The sequence below is a fragment of the Serratia sp. CY33802 genome (genome assembly GCF_052169095.1).
GTDB lineage: Bacteria > Pseudomonadota > Gammaproteobacteria > Enterobacterales > Enterobacteriaceae > Serratia > Serratia bockelmannii.
The window spans coordinates 536,557-552,489 of record NZ_JBJNLL010000001.1; the positions used below are offsets into that span (position 1 = coordinate 536,557).

Sequence of the window (15,933 nt, forward strand, 5' to 3'; positions counted from 1 at the left end):
AGAAACCGTCATGAGCAGTATCAAGATTTACCATAACCCGGCCTGCGGCACGTCGCGCAACACGTTGGCGCTGATCCGCAACAGCGGCGCTGAGCCTGAGGTGATTTTGTATCTGGAAACGCCGCCCAGCCGCGAACGGTTGATTGCGTTGCTGGCCGAGATGGGCATGACGCCGCGCGCGTTGCTGCGTAAAAACGTCGCGCCTTACGCCGAGTTGAAACTGGACGAGACTCGTTGGAACGATGATCAACTGATCGACTTCATGCTGCAACAGCCGATCCTGATCAATCGCCCCATTGTGGTGACTCCGCTTGGCACGCGTTTGTGCCGTCCGTCGGAGGCGGTGTTGGAGATTCTGCCGGATCCGCAGCGTGGCGCTTTCAGCAAAGAGGACGGAGAGCCGGTGATTGATGCGCAGGGCCACAGGATAACCAACGGCTAATCGCTGTGGCCCCGCATTTCATTCAATCAGTGCAGTTCGGCGCCGCTGCGGTCGGCCAGCGCTTCCAGCAGCGGGGCGGAAGGCACGAAGAACAGGGTGCCGGTCACCGCGTGGCTGAAATCGAGCAGCCGATCGTAGTTGCCGGCCGGGCGGCCGATGAACATGTTTTCCAGCATCTGCTCGATCGGCTGCGGGGAGCGTGCATAGCCGATAAAGTAGGTGCCGAATTCGCGCAGGCCGGGGCGGCCGAACGGCATGTTGTCACGCAGAATTTTCACCTCGTTGCCTTGCTCGTTGGTGATGGTGGTCAGCGAACTGTGCGACGACGACGGTTTGACCGCTTCATCCAGCTCGATGTTGGACTGCTTATGGCGGCCGATGATCTTCTCCTGCGTTTCCACGCTGAGCGAGTTCCAGCCCTGCATGTCGTGCAAGTATTTTTGCACCAGCACATAGCTGCCGCCGCTGAACGCCGCGTCTTCGTCGCCGATCACCGTGTAGTCGAAGGCTTCGTGCCCCTCCGGGTTCTCCGTGCCGTCGACGAAGCCGATCATGGCGCGCTGATCGAAATAACGGAAGCCGTGCACCTCTTCTATCACCGTCACGGCGTCGCCGAGCTTGGCGGTCAACTGAGAGGCCAGTTCAAAACACAGATCCATTTCATCGGCGCGGATGTGCAGCAGGATGTCGCCGGGCGTGGCGACGGCGACGCGCTCCCCGCTGCCGATCGGGCTGAACGGATGCAGCTGGCGAGGGCGCGGCGCGCCGAACAGCGTATCCCAGGCTTCGGAGCCGAAGCCGCAGACGCAGGTGAGATTGCCTGCCGGCGCGCGTTTGCCGACCGAACGCACCACGGCGGCAATGTCGCCGCACCAGGCGCGCACCGCCGCCAGATGGGCGGGAACGGGCGACAGGGTAGCGACGATGAAGATGGCATGGCGCGTCACCGGTGTGAATACGGCTTGCGGCAGAGGGTTATTTGCATTCATTGCATTCGGCTCCAGTGTGTTCGGGTGAAATAGATCAGATCAAATTAAAGTGCTCGTCGGGTTTCATCGGCGGTGGCAGCGGGCTTTGGTCGTTCATTTCCAGCAGGTTGCGCTCGATGGTGTTGCAGATGGCGTTTAACGGCAGATGGTTAGCCGACACGCCAAACGGATCCTCCAGCTCTTCGGCCAGTGAGTCCCAGGATAAGAAGGTATAGGAAATGAACACTGAAACAAACGGTGTCATGTAATGCAGGTCGGTCACCAGGGCAAAAGGCAACAGGCTGCAGAACAGGTAAACGGTGCGCTGCAGGATCAGGGTATAGGCGAACGGCACCGGCGTGCTGGCGAGCCGTTCGCAGCCGCCGAGGGCGTGGGACAGTTCGCTCAGCTTGTTGTCGAGCAGCTCGAAAGTGATGTCGCTCAGCAGCCCCTGTCGGCGCAGCTTGCCGATCTCCTGGCCCAGCATCAGCAGGATGCGGTTGGTCGGCATCGGGCTGGCGATCACCTCGGCCAGCTCTTGGCTGCTGAGATTGTGGTACAGATCGGCGGTCGGGTCGGTGCCGCGCAGCTGATGCTTCAGGCTCCAGCTGAAGGCGATCAGCAGCTTGGCAACCTTTTGCTGCACCGCCGATTCGTCCGGCAGCAGGCTTTTGATCTGGCGCAGCAGGGAGCGCTCGGTAATCAGCAGCGAGCCCCACAGGTTGCGCGCTTCGACAAAGCGGCTGTAGCCGGCGTTATTGCGAAAGCCGAGAAAAATGGCGATGGCGATGCCCAGCAGGCTGAACGGTGCGATGGTTAAATGCACGCCGAGCTGTTCGTACCATTGGTAGCTGATCACCGCCACTATCGACATCAGCACGTTCAGCGATAGGCGAAAGGTGATCTTTGATAGCACGGAACCGTGCCAGGCGAACAGGCGAAAAAACCAGTTCTGATTCGGGCGAATTATCATGACGTGGGTGCTTCCTGGTGTCCTGCTATTGAGAATAGTCGATTCTTATCCGGCGGCGTTAGGCCGCCGTTGTCGATTGCCAGAGCCGCTGCGGATGTGTATAGACGGTGGCGCGCCCCGGTTTGCTGAAGCCCACCAGCGTCAGGTTGCTGCGTTCGGCCACTTCCACCGCCAGGCGGGTGGCGGCGGAAACGGCGAACAGGATCTCGACGCCGCACATGGCGGATTTTTGCACCATTTCATAGCTGGCGCGGCTCGACACCAGCGCCGCACCCTGCAGCCACGCCTGTTGGCTGCGGTAGCCCAGCAGCTTGTCGAGCGCCACGTGGCGGCCGACGTCTTCACATCCGCCGCTGAGCGCGCCGTCCGGCTGGATCCAGGCCGCCGCATGGGTGCAGCCGGTCAGTTTTCCTACCGTTTGCACCTCCTGCAGCTGCGCTAACGCCCGGTCGAGCAGCGCCAAATCGAAACGTTGCGTGAAAGGCAGTGGTGCGATGGGCTGAGCAACCTCCTGCAGCTGTTCCACCCCGCAGACGCCGCAGCCGGTGCGGCCGGCCAGGCTGCGGCGCTTCTCTTTCAGCTGCATAAAGCGGCGGCTCGAGAGTTCCACATGCACTTCAATGCCGTTGCAGGCCGGTTGCTGGCGGATGTCGTAGATGTCGTCGGGGGAGGCGATAATGCCTTCGGACAGCGAAAAACCGATGGCGAAGGCCGCCAGATCTTTCGGCGTCGCCATCATCACCACGTGGGAAATGCCGTTGTACACCAGGGCGACCGGTACTTCTTCCGCCAGCCAATCCTGTTGCGCCTGAGCCAGATCGTTGCGCTGCCAGACCGCGTGGCGCGACAGGCATTCCTGTTTGATATCGTCGGTTTCTGCGAGGAGTAGGTGCTTGTTCATAACGTTCTCGTGACTGTCGGTGACGAGGCGCCGACGGGGATGAATTCTTATTAGCAGGTGTGGGGATTATACAGGATTCTGATCCCGCTCGCGTAGGGAATCACGCCCTGCAGGTTATCCACAGTTTTGGTGGATAACGTGTGTGCAAGGCAGAGTGAAACCGTTAGCAGGCGTAAAAAAATCGCTAAGAAAATTATTATATTACGCAGAGGACTGCAGCGTATGGCGACTTTTGGCGATGGATGCCGCTTTGCGCCACGAACACAATGACGGTATTAAAATACAGTGCTTTAGAAAGTCAGGGGGCATGGAGAAGAGGCGCATTTTTTAATCAGCAGGTTTATCCTGTCGTCGTTTGCTCTGGCAATGAGCCTTACGTGATTAAGCACCGGTGCAAAAATGTCAAAATTGGTACTCGACGATGCGGCATTGCGACGAGTCTGCGCTTGAACAGCCGCGGCACTTTTTCTTCTGACAAGCCACCAGAGTGAACATAACCCTATCGATATATTCACCGTGATTTCAAATGAGCCGCTGACTTATCAAATTGAAACGTTGTCGGCATTTTATGTGGGTTTTTACGTCATGGAATTTTTGGCGTTATTAATAATGACTTGTGACTTGTGACTTGTGACTTGTGACTTGTGACTTGTGACTTGTGACTTGTGACTTGTTATTGGTGTAAGTGATTTTTTTATTATCGCTGAGGTCAGCCTCTGTCTGATTGCTGCTTCTGTCTTTTTCTCATCGTCCCCTATTGTTGTTGTTTAGTGAAACAATACGTTTATATTTTTGCTATTTATCGCAAACAATATCCTTACTAGTATCCATCTCAGCTAAGCAATACAGCGCATCTGCGAACTATTGATTAACTAATATGCACTTTAACCAATATATTATAAATGGAGCACAATATCATGACACAGACAACGTCTACGCCAAGCCGTGAAGAAGCCGATGCCATCGTTGAAAGCATGGTTGCTATTTTCAGTAAACCTATCCGTTCTCCGGTCATCGGCAAACCCACTGACTTCGGTTTGCAGTATGAAGACGTCTTTTTCCCAGCGTTGGACGGCGTGCCGCTGGAAGCGTGGTTCATCCCTTGCGTAGGTTCCGACAAGGTCATCATCTGTAACCACCCTGTGTGGTGCAGCCGGACTGGCCTGCCTGCCGACCGCGAGCCGTGGCGTTCCATCGGCGCTGCAGGCGGTAACGATTTTGCTTTCAGCTTCCTGCCGGACTATAAAATTCTGCACGATGCAGGCTACAACGTACTGGCTTACGACCTGCGCAATCTGGGTCTGAGCGGCGAAGCTAACGGCGGTATCGGCAGCATCGGCGTGCTGGAAGCGCGCGACGTCGTGGGGTCATTGAACTATGTCCGCAGCCGTCCTGACCTGAAAGGAAAGAAAATCGGTTTGTTCAGTCGCTGCATGGGCGGTAACGCGACGTTCTTTGCGATGGCGAAATATCCGGAGCAGTTCAATGATGTCCGTTGTGTGGTTATGCCACAGCCGATTTCCATGCGTGCCGCCGTCGGCGTCGCGACGGAATTGGCCGGCATCCCGGACCGTCTTGATGAAATTGACGAACGTCTGGCGATGGTCACCAGTTTCCATCTGGATGACATGGATCCTTCCGTGCCTGCGCGGACCAACACCAGTGTTCCCACTTTCATCTATCAGGTACATGACGACGTGATGACCCGGCCATCCGATGTGCAGAACATTTTCGACAGCATGCCGGTTAAAGAGAAACAGCTGCACTGGATCCGTAATACCACCCACCGCTGGGATGGTTATCTGTACTTCCAACGCGAGCCAAAGCTGATGTTGGACTGGTTCAATAATTACATGAACTGAGGGTGAATGGATCTTTTAAGCAGTATTTATTTTTAATGTGATGAATAAGTGAGTGTGTCCACATGGAGTTATAAAAACTGCATTTCACCATCACCTTTTTATTTCACGGAATTCTCCTAGGGCATCGCTCGTTTTGGCGGTGCTTTTCTTTCTTTTTTTTGTTATTCAATTAATATATTTATTTCTGGTTGTGACGGAATAGTCGTTCTGGATAATATTTTGCGGTGGCATAACGTCTGGACCTCCCCATGAATATGCAAAACGTTAGGAGATATCGCATGAATACCCTGGAAAATCTGAGGATTTTTTTGCGTGTGGCCCAGACCTGCAGCTTCACAAAAACGGCAGACGATCTGGGGGTGAATAAGAGTCGAATTTCCATTGTTATCCGCCAGCTGGAAGACGTGCTTGGCGTACGCCTGTTACATCGAACCACCAGGGCAGTGCATCTGACGGAAGACGGCTTGGCGTTTTACGAACGCGCAGTAGAAATACTCTCTTCGGTAGATGACCTGCAGACGATGTTTGTCGAAAGGACAGAACTGAAAGGCAAGCTGAGGGTGGATATGCCTACGGATATAGCCAACAGCATTATTATCCCTAAACTCCCCGATTTTTTTTCCCGCTATCCCGGCATTACGCTGGAATTATCTTGCACCGACCGGCGGGTGGATCTGGTACAGGAAGGCTTCGACTGCGTTGTCCGGGCGGGTGCCGTTTACGATAAGAACCTGGTGGCGAAACTGATTGGAGAAATGCCCGTATTCAACCTCGCCAGCCCGGATTATCTGGCGAGAAAAGGCACGCCATACAGTATCGATGACCTTCTCAAGTATCAGCATGTGGCCGTGCACTATACGCCGAATATTGGTAGTAAGCCGATGGGCTGGGACTACCTGAAAAACGGTAAATATGAATATTTAAATCTGCCAGGATCGCTGAAGCTGAACAATGCGCAGTCGTTTATTGCTGCTGGGTTGGCGGGGATTGGCTTAATCCAGTCACCGATGCTTGGCGTGCATAACCACGTCGAGCGTGGCGAGCTGCTGCAGATTCTGCCTGATTGTGAGCCTGAGCCGATGAAGTTCTGGTTCGTCGTCGCGCATCGTCATAATTTGTCCCGTAAAGTTAACGTATTCATGGATTGGATAACCGAGCAGCTCGCGCCGTGGCTTACGAAGAAGGGCGCAGTACGGGATAACACGCCAATTAATCGCTGAATATCACGGTCTTCGGCACCGTTCGCCATGACAGTGCATGACTCACCATGGCTATCGATATACCGTGGGGGCGAGTGCCAGGTTATCCACAGTTTTGGTGGATAACGTGTGTGCAAGGGGCAGTAAAACACTTAGCAGGCGTAAAAAAAATCGCTCAGAAAATTATTATATTACGCGGCAAAGCGCGATCCGCAGGGGGATAGGGGGTTGCACGCGTTCGCGTTTTGTTTATGCCTTGCTGTATAAATATACAGCTTGGTTGTGATTATGCTGAGTACTTTAAGGTTGTATGCTTTTTCACCAGGTGAGCCCCTGACGTTACCGCTGTTTGCCGATCGCGTGGCCTGCGGTTTTCCTTCCCCGGCGCAGGACTATGTCGAAGGTCGGCTGGACATCGGCAAGCTGCTGGTACGGCACCCCAACGCCATCTATTTCGTGCGCGCCAGCGGTGAGATGGAGCGAGCAGGATGGATCAGGCACTGAATTTTTCACTCAGCTATGCGCAGCTGACCCGGGAAGCAGAAGATGCGATTAAAAAATGCAATCTGAACCAGGGCGGGATGGGTTACACCCTAGAGTTGGGTAAGGCTTCTGTCATTCTGAGTTTCTGGTACGGTCTGGCGCTGCAGGGCTATCCGGGCACAATAATGGATGAACGTGTTGATGCCGACCGGCTGCGCCTGCATGTCCTCATCTATAAGAGAGAGGAGTGACATCATGGCAACGGTTAACGTTCGCCGGCCGTCGCCGCTGCAGCGACGGATGCTGATTGTGCTGGCCGCCCCCAAACGGTAACTGATATTTTGCTGGTTGAGCAGATAGACCGCCTGACCCGTCTCAGCAACAGTGACTGGATGACGTTGAAAAAGCAGATTGAGCAGCATGAGTTACGGATTGTCAGCCTGGATGTCCCTACCTCATGGCAGGCGCTGTCAGAGAAAGATCCTTCACAGGCGGGCCCGATCACCCGTGCAGTAATAACCGCCATCAATAACATGCTAATCGACCTGATGGCCGCGATGTCACATAAGGACTGGTTGAGTCGCCGCCAACGGCAAAAGCAGGGAATTGAACGGGCGCATACGTTGGGTAGATACCGGGGAAAACAGGCAGATCAGGAACGACATCAGAAAGTCCTGTACTACCGACAGATTAAGAAACTGAGCATCCGAGAAACAGCAGACGCGACAGGCTACAGTACTTCCCAAGTTTGTCGCATTCAGGCCTTCTATAAAGAAGTTGAGACTGATTAAAAAGCAGCCTTAATGTACAATAATTTTCGATATCCCAACTGACCCCATGAACAATCAATGAGTTAGAGGTGAAAGATGATTTCATACAAAAAAATCATACCTGCTCTTGTCATATTCGCTTTATCTAATGCTGTGGCATATGCGAATGATTTCGACAAATCAAATGAAGCGATGGCAATTTCAGCAATAGGTTTTTCTGGCTCAAATGCTCGTGTTGCACATGATGTTTGTGGGGCAACCAATGAGAAAATTGATAAATATAAAAAACAAATAAAAGACTCATTAACTAGAACATTAAAGTATGAACAGTCAGGATTCGATACGCATTGGGATAATGGTTGGAAAAATGCTGATTTTTTGGTTAAGTCATTAAGTAATGATGAAGCCTATAAAAAAGAATATTGCCGAGAGGTTTTAGATGGAATTAATAATCCTGAAATGAATTAAGGATTATTCCTTATTCGGGGTTCTACGCCGGAACCCCAGATTTTTCCGTCCGCTAAAATTATCCCCGGTTGAGCAGCTTTATACCGTCAGCTCGCAGTGGACCATCAGGGGAAATGTGGCGGTACAGCGTTTGTCGGGTTATCCCAAGCTCCTGGCATAACGTACTGACTTTCGTCTCTGGCCGTCCCATTGATGCCATTGCCAGTCGCAATTTTATTGGCGTCATTTTGTAAGGCCGTCCGCCGTTCCTCCTGTGGGCTCTTGCTGAGGCAAGGCCTGCCGCTGTTCTTTGCGGCGCTGTACGCAGCAGAGACCGACGGCCGCGCGCGACTGGCTCGACACCCACTTAGTCCCGCCCTCTGGTCAAATGCAGGCTGACGTGTACAGCCTGCATTTGACCAGAGGATTTCGTCTGGCAACCGGTATCGCCCGCCGTCGGCGCCGTTCGCAATGACAATCCCTCACTCATCCTGCCCATCGATACGCCAACGGTCTGAGTGCCGCATTATCCACAGTTTTGGTGGATAACGTGTGTGCAAGGGGCAGTAAAACACTTAGCAGGCGTAAAAAAAAATCGCTCAGAAAATTATTATATTACGCGGCAAAGCGCGATCCGCAGGGGGATAGGGGGTTGCACGCGTTCGCGTTTTGTTTATGCTTTACTGTATAAATATACAGTTTGGTTGTGATTATGCTGAGTAATTCAAGGTTGTATGCTTTTTCACCAGGTGAACCCCTAACGTTACCGCTGTTTGCCGATCGCGTGGCCTGCGGTTTTCCTTCCCCGGCGCAAGACTATGTCGAAGGTCGGCTGGACATCGGCAAGCTGCTGGTGCGGCACCCCAACGCCACCTATTTCGTGCGCGCCAGCGGCGAATCGATGATCGACGGCAATATCCGGGATGGCGATCTGCTGATTGTCGACAGCGCCCTGACGCCGGAGCACGGCAATATCGTGATCGCCGCGGTGGACGGCGAATTCACCGTCAAAAAACTGCAGCGTCACCCCGATGTGCGGCTGTTGCCGATGAACCCCGCCTACGCGCCGATCGTGTTCGACGACGAAGCGCAACTGGAGATCTTCGGCGTGGTGACCTTTATCGTCTACGCGGCCCGGTGACTTCGGCCCTTTTTTTCATTTTTTTTCTGCCCGATCTTTTCGTTGGCGTGACCTCTCTACTGAGTTTCCAGTTCATTACACTCAGGGGAATCCTTCATGGCCATAAAAAACAAGAACGGCGCAGGGCGTACGTTCACATCAGCCAAACGTACCGCCGGGAAGCGGGTCGCTATCGGGGTAGGGTGCGCATTATCGGGCATGCTCACCTCCGCGATGGCGGCGCCCGGTGCGTCGGTGCCACCGGCGGCGGTCGAGCAGTCCGCTATCCTGCCTTTCGCCATTCCCGCCGGTGACCTGGCGCCCGCCTTGCAGACGGCGGCCGCTAAGGCCGGCGTGATAGTGATTTTCACGCCCGAACAGACGCGTGGAAAAAACACCGCGGGCCTGCAGGGGCATTATCGCCTCACCGACGCGTTCGATACGCTGTTGGCGGGCAGCGGATTGCGCGCTCAGCAAACCGCACAGGGATATCGGTTGGTCGACGCCGGGCCGGTTCAGCCGTTGACGATACCGGAACTGTCGGTGGTCGGCGGTTTGTCCGACAGCGTCGCCGCCGGCCGTTCGGTGTTGGATAAAGAAGACATCGAACGCGTGCAGGCAGACAATATCGCCAGTTTGCTTGATCGCTTGCCTGGCGTAGGGATGGCGGGCTCGCCACGCCCGGGCGGCCAAAGCCTGAATATCTGGGGCATGGGGGACATGGAAGATGTGAAGGTGGTGCTGGACGGGGCGCCGAAGGGATTTGAGAAATATCGGCAGGGCTCGGTATTCATCGAACCCGAACTGCTGAAAAAGGTTGAGGTCGATAAGGGGCCGCATAACCTGTTGAACGGCAATGGCGGCTTTGGCGGGACCATTACGCTGGAGACCAAAGATGCTGGGGACATGCTGCTGCCGGGCGAAGATTTTGGCGGCTTGCTGAAGTACAGCTACCACACCAACGATCGTCAGGGCATTTACAGCGGTGCGTTGTACGGCCGTACGCCGGAAGGAGCCGCCGACGGTTTGCTCTACATGAGCAAGCGTGACGGCGGCAACCTGAAGCGGCCGGACGGCACGCGCTTTGCCTATTCCGCCAACGATCAGGCTTCCTACCTGTTAAAAACCAATATTTATCTGAGCGAGGCGCAAACGTTGACGCTGTCGGCGATGCGATCCGATTCCGATGGCTGGCAGCCTTTCGCCGCCAAGAGGGACGATATCGCCGCGCCCAGCCAGGCGGATATCGATAAATATGGCCGGGAAGAAGCGTGGCGCCGCATTCTGGTGTATCGCGACCAGACAGACACCAATTACTCGGTGAAATGGAATCTGGCGCCGGAAGCGCAGCCGTTGCTGAATCTGACGCTGTCTTACGCCTATTCGAAGACCGAGCAGCATGACAAGCGGCCGGATTCCGCTTCAAAGTTCAGCTATCTCGGTACGTTGGGCAATGAAAGCTGGGTGAACTATACCGATCGGCAGTTTGACGTCAGCAATGAAAGCCGTTTCGCCAGCGGGCCGCTGGAGCACAAGCTGTTGCTCGGCGCGCGTTGGCATAAACATCAGCGCGATACCCTGATGTATTACCCATCACAGGTGAAAAACGCCAGTTACAACTACGGCTATTTTCAGCCGTATTACATGCCGGCGGGCGAACAGGAAACCCGCAGCGTTTATCTGCAGGATGCGGTCAGCTTCGGCAGCCTGACCGTGACGCCGGGCGTGCGTTACGATCACGTGACCAACACCGGGCAACCGAACCGAGCTCCGCGCTATAACGACAGCGACCCGCTCGTGGGCCATGATTACAGCAGCGTGACCTATACCGGCTGGTCGCCGCATTTGGGCGTGATGTGGAAAGCGACGTCGAATCTGTCCCTGTTTGCCGACGTCAGCCGCACCTGGCGCGCCCCGGTGATTGACGAACAGTATGAAGTGCAATACGCCGCTTCCAGCGTGCCCGGCACCAGCCGCGGTCTGCAGGTGGAACGCATGACGGGCGTTCGCCTCGGCGCGGTGCTGGACTTCAACGATGTGTTGATGGCGAGAGACAGCCTGCAGATCCGCACTACGCTGTTCCGCAATCGCGGCAAGGACGAGATTTTCTACCGTCGCGGCGTAGTGTGCGACGCCGCACGGCACGGTGGCCAATGTGGGCAACCGTTGTCGAACTATCGCAACTTGCCGGGCTATACCATTGAGGGCGTGGAGCTCGAATCGTTTTATGACAGCGAAAGCCTGTTCGGCAGCCTGTCGTTCTCCTCGATTCGCGGCAAACGCGACGCTTCACCACGCGATCCGTGGGGCAGCGAAACCTGGATTGCCGAAATTCCACCCGTTACGGCACACGCGATGCTGGGCATGAAAGTGCCGCAGTGGGACATGGCCTTCGGCTGGACCGGCGATTTTGTGCGTAAACAGGATCGTTCACCGGCCGACGGCGATCCGATGGCCGTTGTCTGGGCGCTGCCGAAAACGTCGGGTTATGCATTGCACGGCCTGTTCGCCTCGTGGCAGCCCAGCGGTTTGCAGGGCTTCGAAGCTCGCGTCGCGGTGGACAACCTGTTCAACCGTGATTATTACCCTTACCTGGGCGAATCGGTGTCCGGCGTAGGACGTAACATCAAGTTTAGCGTTAGCCAACGTTTCTGAATATCCTGCTGACAGGGGCCATTTCGGCCCCTTTTCACGTTTTCTCTCCCGTATTTCCCTACTTTTTCGCCGTTTATAAATCATCAGCAATCGCTTGACACAGAAGTTACAATTTTAAAATAATAATAATTATCATTTTCAATCTCATTATCAATTGGTGTCACCGAATGGCAAGGAAAGAGGCCGCGGCAGCCAACGGGTTTGCTCAACAGCTTTACCTTGAGCACCACAGTTGGCTATGCCATTGGCTGAGACAGAAGGTCGGGTGCGCGCATCACGCCGAAGACCTGGCGCAGGATACGTTCATCAGTATTTTACTGAGCCCGCAGTTGCTTGCCATTCGGCAACCACGCCCCTTCCTGGCGACCGTGGCGCGCCGGCTGGTGGCGAATTATTACCGGCGTAAAACAATCGAAGAGAGCTATCTGCAGGCCTTGAGCGAGCTGCCGGCGATCGAGGCACCCTCGCCGGAAGTCCGTCAACAAACCCTCGAAATGCTCGAACAGTTGGATCAGGCGTTGGACGGATTGCCGGCGCACGTCCGCGAGGCTTTCCTGTTGGCGCATCTGCAGGGCATGCGTTATTGCGACATCGCTGAGCGTTTGCGGGTGTCGACCAGCTCGGTGAAACAATATCTGCAGCGTGCCAATTTGCACTGTTTCTTTGCATTGGCGGCGTAACGGCAAGTGCGGAGCCCATGATGGAATCGGATATCGATCGGCAGAGCGCGCGTGAGGCCGCCGCCTGGTTAACCCAGCTGATGTCGGAAGAGGCAAGCGACGCGGATAGGGAAAACTGGCGGCGTTGGTATCAGGCGAAACCGGAAAATGAACGCGCCTGGCGGCATATCGCCGCGTTTTCATCCCGTTTTTCTCTGCTTAACGGGGCGGCGGCGCAGCGTAGTCTGTCGCAGTTGCCAAACCCACAGCGCCGTCGGTTGCTGAGAAGCCTGGCGGCCATCGGCGTGGTGGGGACGGTTGGCATCGGTTCTGGCGCGCTGCCATGGCGCCCCTGGCTGGCGGATTACCGCACGGCGGTGGGGGAGCAGCAAACCGTCGCGTTGGCGGATGGCGCGCAGTTGATGCTGAACACGCAAACGGCGGTCAACGTCAGCCGTCAGCAGGCCGCATTGCTGGAAGGCGAAATGATGGTGAATCTGCCGCCGGAAAGCGGCGCGTTGACGGTGAGGCTGCCGCAGGGCGAGATCGTGGCGCAGGCTGCTCGCTTCAGCGTTCGCCTGTGGGAAACCTACAGTGATATCGCCGTTTATCTTGGCCGAGTCACGATCCTTTCGCCGGCGCATCGGAACGCGGTGCTCAACGCCGGTCAGGGCGGCAGATTAAGCCGGCAAGGCATTGGCGAACCGTATCGCGTGACGCAAGAGCCCGGTTGGCGGCAAGGCATGCTGTTGGCCGACAACATGCGGTTGGACGACTTCCTGATGGAGCTGGGGCGTTATCGTCAGGGCGTTATTCGCTGCCGGCCGGAGGTCGCCGGCCTGCGGCTCTCCGGCGCGTTTCCGCTGGCTGACCCCGAGCGCGTCATTGCGGCTCTGCCCGGTGCGCTGCCGGTTAGGATAAATATGCTGTCAAAATACTTCATCACCGTATCCTAAAGTTTTTTACTCTGCTATTTGTATTTTTTCTTCTTGATTGGCCTGTTTTTTATCTTTCCCTGCCCGGTACCGCGTGCCTAAACGACTTTTCTGACATGCCCCGACCGTCGTGACCGTTGCGTACGTTGGTCGGTTTCACGCTTAACCTGAGTATCGTTTTCCATGTTGAATCACAACGTATTACCTGCCGATTTATCTTTACCGCCTACAGGCGGGCGATTGCGCTGGGCTACCGCCAATGTGTTGGCGTTGGGTCTGCATGGTGCGTTGTTGCTTGGCCTTGGTTATCACCTGGTACCACCGTTGCTGCCCGCGGCGCAACCGATGGTGTTGATGATGGTTGCCGAGCAGGCGGAATCGACCCCCAACGCAGAGCCGATGCCGACCGGCGTGCGCCAGGTGCAGGCGGTGGCGCAACGGCAGGCCAATCGGGAACCGGAGGCGGCGATGCCTCCGCTGATTCATGCGCTGCGTGCGACGGAGCGGCAGAGCAAGGCTAAAGGGCAACGGAACGATCCCATCAGACCGAAAACGGAACCGCCGCGCCCAAGGCAGGAGGAACAGGAAAAAATAGCGTCTGCAAGCTCAAGAGCATCAAGCACCAGCGCGCCGCCGTCTCTGGACGGAAAGCGTGTTGCCGCGCCGCAAACCAGCGTGGCGTCGCAGCCGAGCCAGAATGCCTCGGTCTGGAGCGGCCTGCTGTTGGCGCATTTGAGCCGTTTCAAACGCTACCCGGCCCTGGCGGTACGCCAGCAGCGCCAGGGGGTTGTTCAGGTTGCCGTGACGTTGGATCGGCAGGGGAACGTGCTGGGCGTGAAGCTATTGCGATCGAGTGGAGTGGCTTCGCTGGATCGGGAGGCGCTTCAGTTACCGCAGCGCGCTTCTCCACTGCCCGCACCCGGCAACGAGATCGCAGCGGGGCAGGCGGAATTCAGCGTGACCATTCCGATTCGTTTCGATCTGCGTGAAGTTCGCCGTTAATGAAAAACTCGGCTCCAGGTAAACGGGGGCTGAGTTAAAAGCCAAAGCGCATCAAACGGATAGCAGAGATGGGGTGGTTTCTACTTGATCGTCGCCAGAAAAATACAAATACTGTATTTATGAACAGTAATTTGGTGCCGTTATGAATAACAACCCACTGACGATGAAAGGTCGGTAACCATGTTCGCCCTGGTAGACGTCAACAGCTTCTATGCCTCCTGCGAGACCATCTTTCGGCCCGATCTGCGCGGGCGGCCGGTGATCGTGCTGTCCAACAACGACGGCTGCGTGATCGCCCGCAGCGCCGAGGCGAAGGCGCTGGGCGTGCCGATGGGCGCGCCTTATTTCAAAATCAAAGAGGAGATGCGCCGCCGCAACGTCGCGGTGTTCTCCTCCAACTACGCGCTGTACGCCGATATGTCCCGCCGGGTGATGGACACGCTGGAAGAGATGGCGCCGGCGGTGGAGATCTACTCGCTGGACGAAGCCTTTCTGCGGCTGGACGGCGTGGCGCATTGCGAAGCGCTGGAGCCGTTCGGCCAGCGGGTGCGCGATCGCATCCGGCGCGAGCTGCATTTGACGGTCGGGGTCGGCATTGCGCCGAGCAAAACGCTGGCCAAGCTGGCCAACTTCGCCGCCAAGAAATGGCGCGGCACCGGCGGCGTGGTGGATTTATCCGATCCGGCGCGCCAGCGCAGGCTGCTGGCGTTGATCCCGGTGGAAGAGGTATGGGGCGTGGGGCGCCGCCTGACTCGCCAGCTGCAGGCGATGGGCATTCACACCGCGCTGCAGCTGGCGGACTGCGATACCCAGCTGGCGCGTAAAACCTTCAGCGTGGTGCTGGAGCGCACGATACGCGAGCTGCGCGGTGAATCGTGCCTGCGGTGGGAAGATGAGGCGGCCGCCAAAGAGCAGATCATCTGCTCCCGCTCGTTCGGCCAGCGGCTGACGCACTACCCGCACATGCGCGAGGCGATCTGCAGCTATGCCGAACGCGCCGCCGAAAAGCTGCGGCAGGAAAAGCGCTACTGCCGCAACGTGTCGGTGTTTATCAAAACCAGCCCGCATTCGGCGGGCGAGGGGTATTACAGCAATATGGGCACCGCCCGGCTGCAAACGCCGAGCAACGACAGCCGCGACATCATCGCCATGGCGGTGCGCGCGCTGGAAAGCATCTGGCAGGAAGGACGGCGTTACCTGAAGGGCGGCGTGGTGCTGGGGGATTTCAGCGCCGCCGCCATGGCGCAGATCGATCTGTTCGACGACTGCCCGCCGCGCCGCAACAGCGAGCGGCTGATGGCGACCCTCGATCGCCTGAATCAGGAAGGACGCGGGCGCGTGTGGTTCGCCGGGCAGGGGATCGTCAAGCCGTGGCAAATGAAGCGCGACATGCTGTCGCCGGCCTACACCACCCGGCTGGCGGACATTCCGGTGGTGCGGCTGGGGGAGCGGGCGCCGTGCTCCGCCGAATCGAAGGAAGAAAAACGCCGCGGGTGACAACCGGCGGCGTGGGTAGG

14 protein-coding genes and 3 pseudogenes are annotated in these 15,933 nt (G+C 56.5%); 14 read left to right on the forward strand and 3 right to left on the reverse strand.

Annotated features, from left to right (window positions below; translation table 11 throughout):
• Positions 1-10: 10 nt before the first annotated feature.
• Positions 11-442, forward strand: coding sequence for a glutaredoxin-dependent arsenate reductase (gene arsC / locus ACJ8HA_RS02610; RefSeq protein WP_025303339.1), 432 nt, complete (start codon positions 11-13; stop codon positions 440-442).
• A 26-nt stretch (positions 443-468) separates the two neighbouring features.
• Here arsC and ACJ8HA_RS02615 read toward each other — a convergent pair whose 3' ends face one another.
• Genes ACJ8HA_RS02615 through fdhD form a run of 3 tightly spaced genes read right to left on the reverse strand, consistent with a single transcriptional unit; the run spans position 469 to position 3,284 of the window.
• Positions 469-1,431, reverse strand: coding sequence for a Dyp-type peroxidase (locus ACJ8HA_RS02615; protein WP_442515188.1), 963 nt, complete (start codon positions 1,429-1,431; stop codon positions 469-471).
• Between the two features lie 34 nt (positions 1,432-1,465).
• Positions 1,466-2,383, reverse strand: coding sequence for a bestrophin family protein (locus ACJ8HA_RS02620; protein WP_025303337.1), 918 nt, complete (start codon positions 2,381-2,383; stop codon positions 1,466-1,468).
• Between the two features lie 58 nt (positions 2,384-2,441).
• Entirely contained in the window at positions 2,442-3,284 is an 843-nt protein-coding gene (gene fdhD, locus ACJ8HA_RS02625; protein ID WP_025303336.1) for a formate dehydrogenase accessory sulfurtransferase FdhD, read from the reverse strand.
• Between the two features lie 917 nt (positions 3,285-4,201).
• Here fdhD and ACJ8HA_RS02630 point away from each other — a divergent pair.
• The 13 genes and pseudogenes from ACJ8HA_RS02630 to umuC all read left to right on the forward strand — a co-directional run bounded on the left by ACJ8HA_RS02630 (position 4,202) and on the right by umuC (position 15,913).
• Positions 4,202-5,146 (forward strand): alpha/beta hydrolase family protein, encoded by a 945-nt coding sequence (locus ACJ8HA_RS02630; RefSeq protein ID WP_025303335.1) that lies wholly within the window; start codon positions 4,202-4,204, stop codon positions 5,144-5,146.
• A gap of 278 nt (positions 5,147-5,424) precedes the next feature.
• A complete protein-coding gene (locus ACJ8HA_RS02635; RefSeq protein ID WP_025303334.1) occupies positions 5,425-6,366 on the forward strand; it encodes a LysR family transcriptional regulator in 942 nt (313 codons plus the stop codon).
• 267 nt (positions 6,367-6,633) lie between these two features.
• Positions 6,634-6,819 (forward strand): annotated as a pseudogene (locus ACJ8HA_RS02640) (DNA polymerase V); the annotation flags it as partial.
• 14 nt (positions 6,820-6,833) lie between these two features.
• Positions 6,834-7,079, forward strand: coding sequence for a hypothetical protein (locus tag ACJ8HA_RS02645; RefSeq protein WP_049295892.1), 246 nt, complete (start codon positions 6,834-6,836; stop codon positions 7,077-7,079).
• 84 nt (positions 7,080-7,163) lie between these two features.
• Positions 7,164-7,619: pseudogene (locus ACJ8HA_RS02650) on the forward strand (recombinase family protein); the annotation flags it as partial.
• Between the two features lie 75 nt (positions 7,620-7,694).
• Positions 7,695-8,066, forward strand: a complete 372-nt coding sequence (locus ACJ8HA_RS02655) for a hypothetical protein (protein ID WP_126502249.1) — start codon at positions 7,695-7,697, stop codon at positions 8,064-8,066.
• A 313-nt stretch (positions 8,067-8,379) separates the two neighbouring features.
• Positions 8,380-8,563 (forward strand): annotated as a pseudogene (locus ACJ8HA_RS02660) (SOS response-associated peptidase family protein); the annotation flags it as partial.
• A gap of 194 nt (positions 8,564-8,757) precedes the next feature.
• Entirely contained in the window at positions 8,758-9,186 is a 429-nt protein-coding gene (gene umuD, locus ACJ8HA_RS02665) for a translesion error-prone DNA polymerase V autoproteolytic subunit (protein WP_049209475.1), read from the forward strand.
• A gap of 96 nt (positions 9,187-9,282) precedes the next feature.
• Positions 9,283-11,820 carry a TonB-dependent hemoglobin/transferrin/lactoferrin family receptor gene (locus ACJ8HA_RS02670; protein ID WP_442515189.1) on the forward strand — a complete coding sequence of 846 codons (2,538 nt, stop codon included), beginning with the start codon at positions 9,283-9,285 and terminating at the stop codon, positions 11,818-11,820.
• A 167-nt stretch (positions 11,821-11,987) separates the two neighbouring features.
• Positions 11,988-12,500 (forward strand): sigma-70 family RNA polymerase sigma factor, encoded by a 513-nt coding sequence (locus tag ACJ8HA_RS02675; RefSeq protein WP_025303329.1) that lies wholly within the window; start codon positions 11,988-11,990, stop codon positions 12,498-12,500.
• 17 nt (positions 12,501-12,517) lie between these two features.
• A complete protein-coding gene (locus ACJ8HA_RS02680) occupies positions 12,518-13,435 on the forward strand; it encodes a FecR domain-containing protein (RefSeq protein ID WP_149571178.1) in 918 nt (305 codons plus the stop codon).
• A 219-nt stretch (positions 13,436-13,654) separates the two neighbouring features.
• Entirely contained in the window at positions 13,655-14,416 is a 762-nt protein-coding gene (locus tag ACJ8HA_RS02685) for an energy transducer TonB (RefSeq protein WP_442515190.1), read from the forward strand.
• Between the two features lie 180 nt (positions 14,417-14,596).
• Entirely contained in the window at positions 14,597-15,913 is a 1,317-nt protein-coding gene (gene umuC / locus ACJ8HA_RS02690) for a translesion error-prone DNA polymerase V subunit UmuC (protein ID WP_442515191.1), read from the forward strand.
• Positions 15,914-15,933 lie beyond the last annotated feature (20 nt).

What these genes read in the sequence shown, in the direction of transcription:
- arsC (WP_025303339.1), top strand. Translation starts at nt 11, where the DNA reads ATGAGCAGTATCAAGATTTACCATAACCCGGCCTGCGGCACGTCGCGC.
- ACJ8HA_RS02615 (WP_442515188.1), bottom strand. Translation starts at nt 1,431, where the DNA reads ATGAATGCAAATAACCCTCTGCCGCAAGCCGTATTCACACCGGTGACG.
- ACJ8HA_RS02620 (WP_025303337.1), bottom strand. Translation starts at nt 2,383, where the DNA reads ATGATAATTCGCCCGAATCAGAACTGGTTTTTTCGCCTGTTCGCCTGG.
- fdhD (WP_025303336.1), bottom strand. Translation starts at nt 3,284, where the DNA reads ATGAACAAGCACCTACTCCTCGCAGAAACCGACGATATCAAACAGGAA.
- ACJ8HA_RS02630 (WP_025303335.1), top strand. Translation starts at nt 4,202, where the DNA reads ATGACACAGACAACGTCTACGCCAAGCCGTGAAGAAGCCGATGCCATC.
- ACJ8HA_RS02635 (WP_025303334.1), top strand. Translation starts at nt 5,425, where the DNA reads ATGAATACCCTGGAAAATCTGAGGATTTTTTTGCGTGTGGCCCAGACC.
- ACJ8HA_RS02645 (WP_049295892.1), top strand. Translation starts at nt 6,834, where the DNA reads ATGGATCAGGCACTGAATTTTTCACTCAGCTATGCGCAGCTGACCCGG.
- ACJ8HA_RS02655 (WP_126502249.1), top strand. Translation starts at nt 7,695, where the DNA reads ATGATTTCATACAAAAAAATCATACCTGCTCTTGTCATATTCGCTTTA.
- umuD (WP_049209475.1), top strand. Translation starts at nt 8,758, where the DNA reads ATGCTGAGTAATTCAAGGTTGTATGCTTTTTCACCAGGTGAACCCCTA.
- ACJ8HA_RS02670 (WP_442515189.1), top strand. Translation starts at nt 9,283, where the DNA reads ATGGCCATAAAAAACAAGAACGGCGCAGGGCGTACGTTCACATCAGCC.
- ACJ8HA_RS02675 (WP_025303329.1), top strand. Translation starts at nt 11,988, where the DNA reads ATGGCAAGGAAAGAGGCCGCGGCAGCCAACGGGTTTGCTCAACAGCTT.
- ACJ8HA_RS02680 (WP_149571178.1), top strand. Translation starts at nt 12,518, where the DNA reads ATGATGGAATCGGATATCGATCGGCAGAGCGCGCGTGAGGCCGCCGCC.
- umuC (WP_442515191.1), top strand. Translation starts at nt 14,597, where the DNA reads ATGTTCGCCCTGGTAGACGTCAACAGCTTCTATGCCTCCTGCGAGACC.